The organism is Ruegeria sp. CDSA141, from assembly GCF_059612005.1.
On sequence record NZ_JBXWPT010000004.1, the window covers coordinates 142,973 to 158,009 of the forward strand.

The window sequence follows — 15,037 nt, forward strand, 5'->3', positions numbered from 1 at the left end:
AGTCGTGTTCCTTATTTCACAGCGCCGAAGGTCAGGCCGCGGACAAGTTGTTTCTGGCTGAACCAGCCGAGGATCAGAATAGGTGCAATCGCCATGGTCGACGCCGCGCTGAGCTTGGCAAAGAACAAACCTTCCGGGCTGGAATAGCTGGCGATGAAGGCCGTAAGCGGTGCAGCATCAACGGCAGTCAGGTTGAGCGTCCAGAATGCCTCGTTCCAGGCCAGAATGAAGTTCAACAGAACGGTTGATGCGATGCCGGGAATGGCCATTGGGGTCAGGACGTAGAGGATTTCCTCTTTCAAAGTCGCGCCGTCCATGCGCGCCGCTTCCAAGATCTCTCCGGGAATTTCGCGGAAATAGGTGTAGAGCATCCAGACGATGATCGGCAAGTTGATCAGCATCAGCACCACGACCAGCCCACCGCGACTGTCCAGCAAACCCAGCTGAATGAACAGCAAGTAAATCGGGTACAGAACACCAACTGCAGGCAACATCTTTGTGGACAGCATCCACAACAGAATGTCCTTGGTGCGCTTGGACGGAACAAACGCCATCGCCCAGGCTGCGGGTATCGCCACAATCACACCCAGAACGGTCGATCCGCCTGCGATGATGACCGAATTCCACAGGAACCGCATGTAATCCGAGCGCTCTTGCACGATGGCGTAATTTTCGAGCGTCCAGTCGAAGTTGAGGAAGATCGGTGGGCTTGCAATCGCCTGCGCCTCGGTCTTGAAGCTGGTCAGGATCGTCCAGAGGATTGGGAAGAAGATCAGCAGACCTACGGCCCAGGCAAGGGCAGTGTTTAGTGTTTTGCGTTGTGTCGTGACGGTGCGGGCCATGGTTTTGTCTCCTCACGCGTCCAGGTTTTTGCCGACAATGCGCATCAGGAAGATGGCAACGATATTGGCAAGGATGATTGCATAGACACCACCGGCAGATCCGAGGCCAACGTTCTGGCTTTCCAAAACGCGCTGGAAGATCATGTAGGTCAGTGTACGGGTGCCGAAGGCGCCGCCGGTGGTCACGAAAATCTCGGCGAAGATCGACAATAGAAAAATCGTCTGGATCAGGATCACAATCGTTATGGCGCGACCAAGATGCGGCAGGATGATGTGATAAAAGCGTTTCAGCGGCGGCGCGCCATCCATCTCGGCCGCTTCCAGCTGTTCACTGTCCAGAGATTGGATAGCTGTCAGCAGGATCAGCGTTGCAAAGGGCAGCCATTGCCACGAAACGATCATGACGATCGAAGTCATCGACGCCTCGGACAGCCACGAAATCGGCTCAGCCCCGAAAAAGCGCCACAGATGGGCCAGCAAACCGTTCACCGGGTCCATGAACATGTTTTTCCAGACCAGCGCTGATACGGTCGGCATGACAAAGAATGGCGCAATCACAAGGATGCGGACAACGCCCTGTCCCCACATGGGCTGATCCAGCAGCATGGCCAGCAGAATGCCCAGAACGACCGTAATCACCAGCACGCCGCCAACGATCACCAAAGTCGCCTGAACTGCAGGCCAGAAGGAACTGGAGGATACGAAACGAACGTAGTTGTCGAACCCGACCCAACCCAGATCACCTCCACGCAGCGGCAGGTATTTCTTGAAAGAAAAATACAGCGTCATCGTCAGAGGCACGAGCATCCAGCCAAGCAGCAGGACCACTGCGGGTGCCATCATCAGGCGGGCAACTGATCGGGATTGTTGAGTAGCCATAACGCAAACCCTCTCTGTTCAGGCGTAACTCAGCCTGCGAGAAAAACGCGAATTGTGGAAGGGTTGAACGGGGGGCAGACCTCTGCCCACCCGTTGGGAGGATGCCTCAGTAACCGGCGGCTTCCATTTCTTCAGCTGTGAAAGCCTGCGCTTTGGCAAGTGCTTCCTCAACCGTTTGCTGTCCGGCATATACCGCCGAGAACTCCTGGCTCACCTGTGTGGCAATGCCTGCGAATTCCGGGATCGCGGCAAACTGGATGCCAACATACGGGACGGGTTTTACCGTCGGGCTGTTCGGATCAGCTGACAGGATTGAGTCCAGTGTCATCTTGGCGAACGGAACCTTTTGGTATTCCGGATTCTCGTACAGAGACGTACGTGCACCCGGGGGAACGTTTGCCCATCCTTCGCTTTCGGCCACTAACTCAATGTAGTCCTTTGAGGTCGCCCATTCGATGAATTGCTTGGCAGCATCTTCTTGCTGTGTGCCAGCAGGAATAGCCAGTGCCCACGCCCAAAGCCAGTTGGACCGCTTGCCCAATCCAGTGTCGGGTGCCAGCGCAAATCCTACGTGATCTGCAACCGTAGAGTCGTTAGGGTTGGTCACGAAAGACGCCGCAACCGTCGCGTCGATCCACATGCCGCACTTGCCTTGCTGGAACAGCGACAGGTTTTCGTTGAACCCATTGGTGGCATAGCCGGCAGGACCGGATTCGTTCATCATTTCAACGTAGAAATTCAGCGTGTCTGCCCACTCGGGCTGATCGAATTGGGGCTTCCATTCTTCGTCGAACCAGCGGGCGCCGAATGAATTGGACATCGCAGTGATAAAGGCTCCGCCTTCACCCCAACCGGCTTTGCCGCGAAGGCAGATGCCGTTGATCTCGGCGTCGCGGTCGGTCATCGCCGCGGCGGCCTCTTTGATGAACTGCCAGGTCGGCGCATCCGGCATTTCCATGCCCGCCTTTTCCATAAGGTCAGTGCGGTACATGATCATCGAGCTTTCACCATAAAACGGCGCCGCGAAAAGCGTTCCGTCATGGCTCAACCCACCTGCCATCGCTGGCAGAATGTCACCAACGTCGTATTCTTCGGACAGGCCATCCAGCGGCACCAGCCAGCCATTCGCGCCCCAGATCGGCGTCTCATACATGCCGATTGTCATGATGTCGAACGTACCGCCTTTGGTCGTGATGTCGGTCGTTACGCGCTGACGCAGCACGTTTTCTTCCAACGTCACCCATTCGACGTCAATGCCGGTCGCCTCGGTGAATTTATCGGTATAGCCCTGCATCCGGATCATGTCGCCGTTGTTCACGGTCGCTATTGTTAAGGTATCCGCATGAGCTGCTGCCGTCGCGACGAGTGTCATTGCAGTCGCCGCACGAAGTGCGTTTCTCAAATACATCCCTGTCCTCCCTGAGCTTGGATGTCGTGCAGAGAACGTAATGCAAAAATTGTCGCGGCGTCAATAAAAACTTTACGCGCGTTAATTTTTAAGGTTACGCGGAGTCTCTCAAAACCAGTCTTGCAGGGAACAACGTTTCAGATCGAGTTTGAAATTTCCCTCCACTTTCAATGAGTTGGAACAGTGTTTTCACACTGCGGTCGGCAACATTGTCGTAGTCATGCGCAGCCGTTGTCAGGGATGGGCAAGTAAACTGCGCGAAAGGGTGGTCATCATTTGACGCCACACGCAGCTTGCAATCGTCATTCCGACCGACTCGAATCCCCTGTTTGTAGCAAGCCGCAAGAAAGCCGATGGCCAGGCGATCATTGCTGCACAACACCGAGTTGGTTCGCAATCCGCGTTCCCCCAGAACGTTCAGTGCGCCTCTTTGGCCGATTTCTTCAAACGCCCAACCTTTGCCGTCGACTTTGATTATATGCGGTTCAAATCCGAGGCGCTCCATCACTTCGATGTAGGCTTTCCTTCGTTTGTTGGCATTTGGGTTCGCAGGAGTGCGCATTTCGAAGAACGAGGGCGGTTCACCGGTACGGGTCATGTATTCAACGGTTTGTGAGACAAAGCTGAAGTTGTCGGAACCTACGAATGCGGCCCCTAAACCGTCCAAGTTACTGTCGAACAAAACTGTGGGTACGTTGGCGCAGAATTTCTCTATTGCTGATCTGTCCGAGATGCGCCCCAAAGGTGCCAAAAGAACCCCGGCTGGCTTCATGGATTGCAAGCCGTCCAGAATTTCGGTTTCCAGTTTTTGCTCACCATGAGAGCTGAACAGGAACGGGCGATATCCAGCTGCGATACAGCTTTGTTCCAAATAGCGCGCGATTTCGGCAAAGAACGGATCAGCCAGATAGGGCACGACGATTCCGATATTCTTGGTCAGCTTCCGGTTCTGGTTGACCGCATAAATGTTGGGGCGATAGTCAAACCGCTCCAACGCTTCTTCGATACGACTCCGCGTTGTGGGGCGAACACTGTCGGGATCGTGGAAATATTTGGAAACCGTGGGTCGCGAGATACCGCTGAGGGCCGCAAACTCTTCCATATTCTTTATCTTGGTCATGCCAGTCTGCCTGCTGGTTTTGTTCGCCATGAACTTATCATAGTTTTACATATTCTTTGCGCGCGCTAAAAAATCAATAGCCAGAGCAATCTCACGCAACCGACACGTCGCAAAGAGTTCAACAGAATCTCGGGATCGATGCCGCAACATCGGTGGTCGAACTTGCCTATGCAGATAACGATCGAATACGTGCAAATCCTCAATGAGTTTCACATCGCCCAACCGAAAGTTGGCCACATCGCAGGCGCTTTCCCGGTCGGACCAAACTGCACCTAAGATCACAAGGTTTTTCCCGTTTTGGCTCCGACAGATGTATTCGAAAATCTCATATCATCTGCCAAGGGATTAAGACGGCTTGAGACCACTTGGTGCGTTAACAAACATGGGTCAAGTCTTGGGGGACCACGGGTTCAGTTCTTAGCGAGAATCGACAATCTTGAGGCTGCAAGGGACAAATACCTCGTGCCATCAGAAGCCTATGCTGTCCTGCCGACGTCTATGAACCGGTCCGACAGACACATGGAGCAGGAAAATCCGTTGAGGCCATTTTGGCGCGTACAGCTGGGACCCGCGGTCTATACCCATGGACCAAAGATGCAGGCTTGGATGGATTGAGAAAAAGACTAGAATAATATGATCGAACAATGAGCCAGAGTTCTCGGCAGTCTTATCTAAGCGATTGGTTTTAAACAATGGATGCAATTGCCCAACTGACCAATTGGATGATTGCAGAAGGGCGTCGCTCAGGTGACCCCGAAAAGGTAGTGTCACATTTTTGCTCGTCTTTGATCGAGGCCGGTGTGCCACTCTGGCGGGTCAATATCGGTCAGCGCTTCGCCAATCCGTTGCTCATCGCATGGGGGATCGTTTGGACACCTGATGGGACCGAAAGTTACGATGTGACACATGAGACGATGTTGACGGATGGGTATGTCGGGAGCTCGTTCGAATACATTCTGGAGCACAGGAGGCCACTTCACAAAGGTCTGCGGCAACTGGATCCTAAAACCGAGCACTCTTCTTATCTTGATTTCGCTGAGCTGGGTGGCACCGATTACTATGCTACGCTGCTATACTACGGAGATGGATCGCTGCACGGCTGCACTTTTGTCACCCAGTCGTCAGAAGGGTTTTCGCCCCGGCATCTGAAAATGATTGAAGATGCACTGCCCGGCCTGTCTTCTGCTCTGGAACCTGTCACCATGCGCAAGTCGTCCAAGGGTCTTCTAAGAACATATCTTGGCGATGGACCTTCTGATGCTGTATGGGACGGGCGGATCAAGCGAGGGGAACGCACGACCCTTGATGCAGTTGTCATGTTCTCTGACCTGCGAGGTTTCACCGCTCTTTCAGATAAAGCATCCGAAGAAGACGTTTTTGACACGTTGAGTGAGTATTTCGATCTGGTCGTGCAGTCTGTGGAAGAAAATGGCGGCGATATTCTCAAGTTCATGGGAGACGGCATTCTGTCGATCTTCACCATCGCAACCCAGGAAGATTTGAATGACCAATGCAAAAAGGCAGCACGGGCCGCTCAAAGCGTATTGAGCGGCTTGACCGCACTCAACCATCGCCGCGATGAGGCTCAGAAGCCGCCGTTGGACGTAGGCATTGGGATCAATGTTGGGCAGGTAAGCTATGGCAACATCGGAAGTCCCGGCAGGCTGGATTTCACTGTTCTGGGTAGAGCAGTCAACCTCGCAAGCCGTATTGAGGGTTTGACGAAATCCTTAGGTCGCAGAGTTCTGGCGACATCAGCCGTTGCCGCTGCTTCGCCCGAACTTTTCTCTGCTTGTGGATTTCATGAAGTTAGAGGGCTTGCCGGATCCATCGCGTTGTTTTCTCTCGTCGAGAAGGAACATTAAGGCGGTCCCACCTCAGATCGGCGTATCGATCCGGACAACACAGATTGAGAGCCGTAAGCTTCTACGTTGTCCGGAATGGCTGATTACGATTTGGGCTGCGGGCAACCAGGTATTCTCACTGCAAAGGTCGGCAGCGCGCAGACCGGTTCATGAGATCGGGCCACGCACTGCGCTGAGTATGGTGCCGTCGCAGGCGGCCTTTGACGAGATGTATTCGAGCTCAAGGGCCTGGGCGAAACTGAGACTGTTTCCGCGGAAACACCCGGCCTTTTCGCGTCAAAAAGCAATCCGGGCCGCGTTCATGGCTTTTCCGTAGCCACCCGCCATGAGTCCCGTGATTGCGCCATTCTCGATGTCCAGATCGACTTTTATCAGGCTCGGGCTTGCCGGGTTTATAAACACCCCTTGTTCGATTTCAAATGATCGCCGAGACGCGCCGCCAAAATCATGCAACACGCATGCAAGTGGCCCGGCCGCCATTCCCGTAGCGGCTTCTTCATCTATCGCGTATCTGGGTGCGAACATGCGGGTTGTGGCGTCCCGGTTTGTTGCTGAGGGGTCTATTGAGAAGACATAATAGCCAATCAGATCCAGTTGCTCGCTGATTTGCGCGATTTTGGCGAAATCTGGTGTGACTTTGGCAAGACTTTCGGCATCAGAGAGGCCGACGACGATGAAGCTGTTGCCGGTATTGGCCAGAACTGGAGGGAACCTCCGGTCAAGTTGTGTATCGTCGATCCCAAGGGAGTTCAGTACATCGTCGAGTTTCACGCCCTTTTCGATCCATTCCTGAGCACCCGAATAGCGTGGGGCCAATTGTTCCATATAGGCGGCGCCGTCTTTCATGAGTATGCGCCTGGGGCCATCAACTGTTTCCTTGGACGTATCGGGCTTGGGGATCCGGCCTAGCGCATCGAGGTGAGAGAAGGCGGCGATTGTTGCATGACCGCAATGAGCGATGCGCCGGTTTGGTGTGAAGAAATCCAGCTTGAAGCCTTCAGTCTCAGACCGGGAGACAAACGCCGTCTCGGACAATCCAACCCTTGCCGCCACGGTTTGCATATCTTGCTCACTCAATTCATCAGCGTCCAGGACGACGCCTGCGGGATTTCCTCCGGTGCCACCGTCGACAAACCCATGCACTATTTCAACCGTTACTTCCTTGGCAGTTTTTGCTTGCGTGCTCATTGATCGTCTCCAAACATGAGGCCGCGCCTTTGATCGAGGCGCGGCCAGTTGCGCATCAGTTACCTGCGGCGGTTATACGGTTCAGGAATGCAGTCATCTGTTCCGCAATCTCGGGCCCATATTCTTCCAGCGCGAAGTGTCCCGTATCAAGCAGGTGAAACTCAAGAGCTTTTAGATCACGTTGATAGGGCAGGGCGCCTTCGATGGGAAAGATGTGATCATTCTTACCCCACATTAGCAGCGCAGGTGGTTGATGCTCGCGAAACAACGCCTGCCATTTTGGGTACTCGGCAACGTTGGTGCCGTAGTCCAGGAAAAGTTCAAGCTGAACCTCCTGATTGCCTTCGCGGTCAAGCAGGTATTGGACGTGCCAATAGTTATCCGGGCTGATCAGTTCCGGCTTCTGTACACCGTGGGTGAACTGCCACTTGGTGGCATCCAGAGTAAGAAAACCACGAAGCTGGTCGCCATTCTCTTTCGAAGGGTCGGCCCAATAGGCCTTGATTGGGTCCCAGAATTCGCGCAGCCCTTCCTCATACGCATTGCCGTTCTGAATGACGAAGCCGGTGACCCGTTCGGGCTGTTCCGCAAACATCCGGAATCCAACCGGGGCACCGTAGTCCATCAGATAGACTGCGTATTGATCGACACCCTTCTTATCCAGCAGAGACGTCATGATTTCGGCGATATTCGCAAAGGAATACTCGAAATTCTCGGCTTTCGGCATGTCCGACGCCCCAAATCCGGGAAAGTCGGGCGCGATCACGTGATAGTGCTTGGCCAGTTCAGGGATAAGGTTACGGAACATATGTGAGGAGGTCGGAAAACCGTGAAGCAACAGGACGGTGGGCCTGCTCGGGTCTCCGGCCTCACGATAGGCGATATTGACCTCGCCGATTTTTTCTGTGCGGAAGTTGACGGCTTGTGTAACTTCAACTCCGGTCTCCTTGGCGATTGCAGGGGCCGGTGCGAATGGCATCGCGACGGAAAGCGCGAGAATACTGGCGCTCAGGATGGATTTCAGATTGCGCGACATGGGTATTTCCTTTCTTGGGGTTCCGGGGCGCGTCTGAACGCGCGGGGTTCAGCATCAGTCAGCTTTACTGACCGGGCTTTCCTTCGTGCTCTGCGTTTTGAGCCTTCAGTGCTGTCAGTTCATTGCGAAGCGGTGCCAGATGCTCTTCAAGTTCTTCCAGGGTCAGGCGTTGGGGAATGTGCTGCGGGCAGTTCCAGTCCATCGCTTCAAGCTTGATCACAATGGCCCGCTCCGGGTGGCCTCTGTAATTCGGCACACTCAAACGCTGCATCAGGGCCGGATCATCCGCGCCATCAACAAGTTTCGCCCGGCCCCAGATCTTGAGGCGTCTCCGGTTGGGATAGTCCATCAGGATCAGTGAGATGCGGTCGTTGCACTCCAGGTTCCCCGTGCTGAGATATTGCCGGTTGCCGCGAAAATCTGCGTAGGCAAGCGTCCGTTCATCCAGCACTTTCAGAAAGCCTGCCGGTCCGCCGCGGAATTGAACATAAGGCCAGCCGGTTTCAGAGACGGTCGCCTGATAGAAGCCGTCCCTTTGTGCGATGAAGCTGGCCTCGACCGGGCTGATGAGGTCTTCCTGAACGGAGCCTGCCAGAAACGTCGCATATCCGTCAGCCGATCCGTTTTTGGCCTGCGCTGCACGTACGGAAGGCGTAAAACTGATTTCTGCAAAAGGACGTGACATTGAATTCTCCATCTCGGTCGGGGCGATGCCCTGGGGCTGGGATGAAGCTAGTCAATGCATTTACGTTGCGGAATGCGGATACTTGGCAATATATTATTCCAAAAAGTGGAATAGTTATTTGGACCGATTTCATGCATTAGGCGTTTTCGTGAAGGTAGCCGAGCTGAATGGCTTCTCCGCCGCTGCACGCCACCTCAATATGTCGCCACCAACAGTAACCCGGCTGGTATCCATGCTGGAGGACAGCCTGGGGCTCCGCCTTTTTGTGCGTACCACGCGCTCGGTTATGCTGACTGATGGCGGGCGAAGATTCTTTGAAGATGCCAGACGCATTCTGATGGAGCTTGAAGAGGCAGAGCGTGCTGCCGTTGGATCTTATGCCGAACCAACCGGAGAACTCAGTGTGACCTCATCGGTGTTGTTTGGCCGTATGTTCGTCACTCCGATTCTGGGCGAATTTCTGGATCTGTATCCAAAGCTCTCCTCGCGCACGCTTTATGTGGACCGCGTGGTCAATCTGATTGATGAGGGCCTCGACGTCGGTATCAGAATTGGAAAACTTGCAGATTCAAGTCTGATGGCCGTGAGATGCGGCGCGGTGAGGCAGGTCGTGTTTGCGGCTCCATCATATCTCGACTTGCGCGGCGAACCCGACACACCCGACGACCTGGCCAATCACGCCATCATTAATTCAACTGCCCTGCACGCATCGGCCCAATGGTATTTTAGAAAGGGCGAAACGGTCGTGACAAAACGCGTAAGCCCGCGCATCAGCATGAACACCAATGACGCGGTGATTGAGCTGGCCCTGAAAGGGCATGGCATCGGGCGGCTCTTGTCCTATCAGGTGGCACCCTACATTGCGGACGGGCGGCTCAAGACCGTTCTGAATTCGTTTGAACCACCCGAGGTCCCCATCCATCTTGTGCATCAAGAAGGCCGCACCGTGTCTGCAAAGGTGCGCGCCTTTGTTGATTTTGCGGCCAAGCGTCTCAAGTCCGACCCCTTTTTGGATGGTTTCAAACTCAGGCCTGAAAGCTAGACCTAAGATCCGCGGAGCCATGCTACTCGGTCGTTGCCGGACCCGCGTTGCGGTCCTGACCGATACATGACTATGGGTACACCCTATAGGATGCGTCCGTACGGGGAGGGCGGAAGCCTGCCAATAAACGGACATGCGCAACAAAGCTTGCCACCCACCGGATTTGTCAGCGCGAAATTGCAATTTCATATCCTGGGTACACACGCTTTTCGAAGCGATGGGGCCAGCATTGAGCATGCAATCACGTTTGGATTGCGGCTCAGTCTGTTTTGTTCCAAGCATCGTGTGCGATCAGCGCGGCCTAGACCCGGGCTCAGGCGTGGAGCTTGGACAGAAAAGCTCTCGCGGCTCCGCATTTAGTGCAGGGCTCGCTCAAAGCTGCTCTGGGCAATCAGCACCTCGGCCACAGAGCTGTTCTCGGAGGAACCGCGACTCCTTGAGACTGTTCTTTGTGATTTGTCACTCTGGCAGAGCAATGGACAGGCGTTCAACCAAAGCTCGCTGCACGATGGCAAACTTCGGAGTGTGGGCTATTTCGTCCAGTGTCGCTACCCAAAGTGGAACATCAAGGCCGGGATCAATTTCTGTCGACCGATGGAGCCGAGGATCCGCATTGCCAATAAATGAGGGTAGAAAGGCTTTGCCCACCCCGGATACCGCCATCTGCTGAAGCACTAAGAAGCTATCTGCTCCATTGGTCATTTCATTCGCGCTGACATGTTCGGCCAACCATTTGGCCGGGAGCGAGCGGCTCAACGCCCCATCAAGCCTCAACCATTTTCTATTGGGGGAACCGTCGTCAAAAACGCCAAATGACAGTGTTCCTGCACGTTCACTGACAAGCCCGTCTTCGAGTTTGATCGAAGGTCGTACGGCGATGTCCGCGGTCAGCCTCGATAGATCATGGTGGTTGTTGCCGCTTAACAACGTCAGCTCCAAGCCGGGATACATTTGTGATATCTCATTTAGTATTTGGGGCAATACAAGCTGACAAAGACTGTCAGTGGACGCAATGCGAACATGACCCGCAGGGGACCGGTTCGCACCCACAATTGCCCGCTCCACGGACAGCACGGCCTCTTCAAGGCTTTCCATTGCCGAAAGAATTGTTCTGGCTTCGGGCAACGCAGAATACCCTGATGGGCTTTTCTGAAAAATCACGCATCCAAATCGGTCTTCAAGTGCAGCAACTCTGCGCAACACCGTAGCATGAGTGACACCCAAGGCCCCAGCGGCCGCATTCAATGACCCGTATTTTCTTACGGCTAGCGCGTATCGAAAATCATCCCAGTTCTGGTTGTTCATAATTTAACAAGGAACGCTGAACATCAAACAATTACAAGAAAAAATGTTCAGTCTAGTATTCGACGCATTGAACAGGGAGACGCACAATGATGAAGAAGTTCTCGGCCGTTGCGGCTGGTTTGTTGTCGGTGGCGGTTATTGGATCAGCCATCGCCCAGGAAAGCGAAAATCCGGCGGTCAAGGCTCGGACCTCGATCATGAAGCTTTATGCCTTCAATCTTGGCACTCTGGGTGGCATGACCAAGGGAGAGATGGAATACGATGCCGATGCGGCAACACGGGCAGCGAACAACCTGGTTGTTCTGACGCAGATCGATCAATCCGCGATGTGGCCTGCCGGATCCGACAATGCGTCCGACCCGTCCACCCGAGCGTTGCCAGCCATCTGGGAAAACTTCCCGGATGTAAGTGCGAAGGGTCAGGCCATGGCCGAAGCCGCTGTTGCGATGCAGGCAGCGGCAGGCCAAGATGTCGATGCTCTGAAGGCGGCGATGGGTGATCTGGGCGGATCGTGCTCGGCATGTCACAAAGCTTACAGGGCGCCAAAAGACTAAAGGAGCGCTGGCCATGCGGCGTTTATTCATTTTCGCCGCAGTTATTGCAGTTCTGGTCGGGCTGTTCGGTCTGGTGCTGACCCGCCCAAAAAGAGTTGATCAGACCCTACTGGACAGTGTTACACCTGATCCCGAAAGAGGTGAGGTGGTGTTTTACGCGGCGGGATGTGCGTCCTGCCACTCTACGCCGAACGCCGCTGGCGAGGAAATGCTCGAACTCGCTGGTGGTCGTCGGTTTGAGACGGAATTCGGCACGTTCATAGCCCCGAACATTTCCAGTGATCCGGTTGCAGGTATCGGGTCCTGGTCCGCATTGGATCTGGCCAATGCACTTTTTCATGGGACCGGACCCGAAGGACAGCACTATTTTCCGGCTTTTCCTTATACATCTTACTCAAATATGACAGCAGAAGACGTCGCGTCGCTCCACGCATTCCTTGCCACCCTTCCGGCAGTTGCCACTGAAAGCTTCCCGCATGAAGTCGGTTTCCCGTTTAACATTCGACGGGGGCTGGGCGGATGGAAACTGTTGTATCTGGAGCCGGGCTGGGTTGTAGAAGGCGACCTGACTGACCAGCAAATTCAAGGTCGGTATCTGGTAGAGGCGCTGGGACATTGCGCCGAATGCCACACGCCAAGAAACGGGTTGGGTGGTTTGAAACGTGACCTCTGGCTGGCAGGCGCGCCCAATCCTGGCGGGAAAGGGCGCATACCCGGCCTCACGGCAGATCAGCTCGATTGGTCGGAAGCTGACATCGCGGAGTATCTGAAGTCGGGCTTTACACCGGATTATGACAGCGCCGGGGGTGAAATGGTTGAAGTGATCGAGAACACTTCCCGATTGAGCGATAACGAGCGCTTCGCGATTGCCGCCTATCTCAAAGCCGTTCCTGTGCCACCGATTGAGCCCTCATCAGAGTGACCGGTGATTGAGGCTGTAATGCGGATACCCAGATGATTTTGGGCAGAAAACCCAACGCTTCTCTTCCCTTTGTCTCCATCACCTGTTTTAGGTCTTGAGCACGAAAATTCACTTATCGCACGAGTTTTCGTTGACGTTTGATCGAGGGTCTTGGCCAAATGACACAGAAATTCGCTCTTTGGTCCATCCCGATCTCCATAGCCGTATTGGCCCTGAAATTACTGGCTTGGTGGCTGACAGGTTCAGTGGCTCTGCTGTCGGACGCGATGGAATCCACAGTGAACGTAGTCGCAGCGCTGCTTGCGTTTTCCGCCGTGCGGGTTGCAAGCAAGCCACCGGACGAAAACCACCCCTTTGGTCACAAGAAAGCCGAGTATCTTTCCGCTGTCGTTGAGGGCGTGTTGATTGTGCTCGCCGCCTTTCTGATCATCAGAGAGGCAGTGTTGGCGCTGCCTGACCCACATCTTGAAGATGCGCCGCTGCTTGGAATTGTCATTAACATCATCGCAACCGGCGTGAATGGTGTATGGGCTTACTTGTTGCTCAAGATCGGAAGGCGCGAGGGGTCGCCTGCATTGCAGGCAAGTTCCCGACACATCTTTACCGACGTGATAACATCAATTGGCGTTGTCGTTGGGCTTTTACTTGCGCTTGTCACTGGCTGGCTGATCCTTGATCCGATCCTTGCAATTCTCGTCGCGCTGAACATTCTGTGGGAAGGATGGAAAGTTATTCGTGCGTCCGTTGATGGCCTGATGGATGTAAGCCTTTCCGACTATGACTTGCAGATAGTTTCCAGCACCATTGAAAACAATATGGGGGCCGCTCTGGAGTGTCACGACCTAAAGGGACGCAGATCCGCAAATATCATCTTCGTCGAGTTCCACCTCGTTGTGGATGGCGCAATGTCGGTCAGCGCGGCGCATGACATATGCAATGAAGTCGAACTGGCATTGGAACGCGTTTATCCTGGTTCTGTCTTTGTTATTCATCTGGAACCCGATGACGAGTTGAAAGGCAACGGAGCAAAACCGAGCCAAGTTTCTTAAACCACTCGGTGCAATCGAATACGACGGATGTCGTGGTTTTGGCTTGGACGTTCGGCCTGCAATTCATCAGACCTAAGCCCGATGTCGGGAAGCAAAGCCCTGGGTAATCTGTCACTGGCACCATGAGATGGGTCGAACAGAACTGGAGGCGAAAAAATGAAACTTCAAGGAAAACTGGGCCAGCTTCTTAGCACCGCAGCACTGGCTTCGTTGATTGTTGCGACGCCTTACGTACCGAAGTTTGACGCGGAAGGTCGCCTGCAACTTGAACCAGCCTATGCCTTTGCCAAAAGTGGCAGCGGAAAAGACGGGGATGGTGGCGATGACGATCGGGGGGATGATCGTGGGGGCGAACGGGACGACAACTCGGGGTCGGGCAACAGTGGTAGCGGTGGTGACCGCGACGATGATCGCGACGACGACAGGGATGATGACCGCGACGAAGATCGGGACGAAAATTCCGGATCCGGCAAAAGTGGTCGCGACGATGATGACGACGACTCGAAGCGTTCGAACCGAGGCAGCGGCAAAAAGGATCAGTCCCGGGCAGGGGGCGGGTCATCACGGTCAGCCAGGATAACAAAGTTTGAGACCAACGCGAACGGCATCGAAGTGCGCTACGCCGATGGAACCAAGGAAGAAATCGAAAACGGTCGATATGAAAGAAAGAATGCTCAGAATCGCACTGTGGAAGAACCGCCAGCTACAGGCGCTGATGTCTCGAGGCTCCGGTCATTGGCAGATGGTATCTCAATCGACAACGTGCGCTCGTCCGGCCAAGGAGGAGCTGCGGGAAGTCGCCCGACGAAAGTTGAACGTCAGGGCAACAACATTCAAGTAAACTATGCCAATGGCTGGAAGGAAGAGATCGAGTTTGGCCGCTACGAACTGAAGGACCCGTTCAACCGTACTGTTGTTGAGAGAAATGCAACCGCCGCTGATCGACGGAGACTGCAGTCGGTAGCCAACTAGGCAACAACGTCAGGTCGAAAGTCACAAGGCGGCTGTTCATCGTCAGAGGCCGCCTTTTCTTATCGCCATTGTCACCGGCTATTGACACGCTGCATTGCGATCAATGGCCTCTTGCCCAAGGTGTTGACGCCAGATCCCGTCAAACACGAAAGGCACAGGCACAACTGTCG

The 15,037-nt window shown here is 54.3% G+C and carries 14 protein-coding genes and 1 pseudogene; 6 read left to right on the forward strand and 9 right to left on the reverse strand.

Annotated features, from left to right (window positions below; genetic code table 11):
- Window positions 1-11 precede the first annotated feature (11 nt).
- The 4 genes from AC2FLP_RS08630 to AC2FLP_RS08645 form a co-directional block, all read right to left on the reverse strand.
- Window positions 12-842 (reverse strand): carbohydrate ABC transporter permease, encoded by an 831-nt coding sequence (locus tag AC2FLP_RS08630; protein ID WP_299643832.1) that lies wholly within the window; start codon window positions 840-842, stop codon window positions 12-14.
- A 12-nt stretch (window positions 843-854) separates the two neighbouring features.
- Window positions 855-1,721, reverse strand: a complete 867-nt coding sequence (locus tag AC2FLP_RS08635; RefSeq protein ID WP_117873316.1) for a carbohydrate ABC transporter permease — start codon at window positions 1,719-1,721, stop codon at window positions 855-857.
- A gap of 106 nt (window positions 1,722-1,827) precedes the next feature.
- On the reverse strand, window positions 1,828-3,129 hold the full coding sequence (locus tag AC2FLP_RS08640) for an ABC transporter substrate-binding protein (protein WP_117873314.1): 1,302 nt from the start codon (window positions 3,127-3,129) through the stop codon (window positions 1,828-1,830).
- Between the two features lie 94 nt (window positions 3,130-3,223).
- Window positions 3,224-4,249, reverse strand: a complete 1,026-nt coding sequence (locus AC2FLP_RS08645; RefSeq protein WP_117874041.1) for a LacI family DNA-binding transcriptional regulator — start codon at window positions 4,247-4,249, stop codon at window positions 3,224-3,226.
- Between the two features lie 692 nt (window positions 4,250-4,941).
- Between AC2FLP_RS08645 and AC2FLP_RS08650 the strand changes: the two genes are divergently transcribed.
- Window positions 4,942-6,114, forward strand: a complete 1,173-nt coding sequence (locus AC2FLP_RS08650; protein WP_496682973.1) for an adenylate/guanylate cyclase domain-containing protein — start codon at window positions 4,942-4,944, stop codon at window positions 6,112-6,114.
- Window positions 6,115-6,390: 276 nt separating this feature from the next.
- Here the strand turns inward: AC2FLP_RS08650 and AC2FLP_RS08655 are convergent, their stop codons facing one another.
- The 3 genes from AC2FLP_RS08655 to AC2FLP_RS08665 form a co-directional block, all read right to left on the reverse strand.
- Window positions 6,391-7,302 (reverse strand): PhzF family phenazine biosynthesis protein, encoded by a 912-nt coding sequence (locus tag AC2FLP_RS08655; RefSeq protein WP_496682970.1) that lies wholly within the window; start codon window positions 7,300-7,302, stop codon window positions 6,391-6,393.
- Window positions 7,303-7,357: 55 nt separating this feature from the next.
- A complete protein-coding gene (locus tag AC2FLP_RS08660; protein WP_496682967.1) occupies window positions 7,358-8,338 on the reverse strand; it encodes an alpha/beta fold hydrolase in 981 nt (326 codons plus the stop codon).
- Window positions 8,339-8,402: 64 nt separating this feature from the next.
- Window positions 8,403-9,023: a pyridoxamine 5'-phosphate oxidase family protein gene (locus AC2FLP_RS08665; protein WP_299898164.1), complete on the reverse strand. Its 621-nt coding sequence runs from the start codon at window positions 9,021-9,023 to the stop codon at window positions 8,403-8,405.
- Window positions 9,024-9,141: 118 nt separating this feature from the next.
- Between AC2FLP_RS08665 and AC2FLP_RS08670 the strand changes: the two genes are divergently transcribed.
- Entirely contained in the window at window positions 9,142-10,065 is a 924-nt protein-coding gene (locus AC2FLP_RS08670; RefSeq protein ID WP_299898162.1) for a LysR family transcriptional regulator, read from the forward strand.
- 459 nt (window positions 10,066-10,524) lie between these two features.
- Here AC2FLP_RS08670 and AC2FLP_RS08675 read toward each other — a convergent pair whose 3' ends face one another.
- Together AC2FLP_RS08675 and AC2FLP_RS08680 are read right to left on the reverse strand one after the other, a co-directional pair.
- Window positions 10,525-11,190 carry a LysR substrate-binding domain-containing protein gene (locus AC2FLP_RS08675; protein WP_496683159.1) on the reverse strand — a complete coding sequence of 222 codons (666 nt, stop codon included), beginning with the start codon at window positions 11,188-11,190 and terminating at the stop codon, window positions 10,525-10,527.
- 12 nt (window positions 11,191-11,202) lie between these two features.
- Window positions 11,203-11,370: pseudogene (locus AC2FLP_RS08680) on the reverse strand (helix-turn-helix domain-containing protein); the annotation flags it as partial.
- An 86-nt stretch (window positions 11,371-11,456) separates the two neighbouring features.
- Between AC2FLP_RS08680 and AC2FLP_RS08685 the strand changes: the two are divergent.
- The 4 genes from AC2FLP_RS08685 (at window position 11,457) to AC2FLP_RS08700 (ending at window position 14,867) form a co-directional block, all read left to right on the forward strand.
- Window positions 11,457-11,924 carry a c-type cytochrome gene (locus AC2FLP_RS08685; protein ID WP_299898158.1) on the forward strand — a complete coding sequence of 156 codons (468 nt, stop codon included), beginning with the start codon at window positions 11,457-11,459 and terminating at the stop codon, window positions 11,922-11,924.
- A 13-nt stretch (window positions 11,925-11,937) separates the two neighbouring features.
- Window positions 11,938-12,846, forward strand: coding sequence for a c-type cytochrome (locus AC2FLP_RS08690; protein WP_496682964.1), 909 nt, complete (start codon window positions 11,938-11,940; stop codon window positions 12,844-12,846).
- A 158-nt stretch (window positions 12,847-13,004) separates the two neighbouring features.
- The gene (locus tag AC2FLP_RS08695; protein WP_496682962.1) at window positions 13,005-13,895 is read left to right on the forward strand and encodes a cation diffusion facilitator family transporter; all 891 of its coding nucleotides are present in this window, start codon (window positions 13,005-13,007) and stop codon (window positions 13,893-13,895) included.
- A gap of 156 nt (window positions 13,896-14,051) precedes the next feature.
- Window positions 14,052-14,867, forward strand: a complete 816-nt coding sequence (locus tag AC2FLP_RS08700; RefSeq protein WP_496682960.1) for a hypothetical protein — start codon at window positions 14,052-14,054, stop codon at window positions 14,865-14,867.
- The last annotated feature ends 170 nt before the right edge of the window (window positions 14,868-15,037 follow it).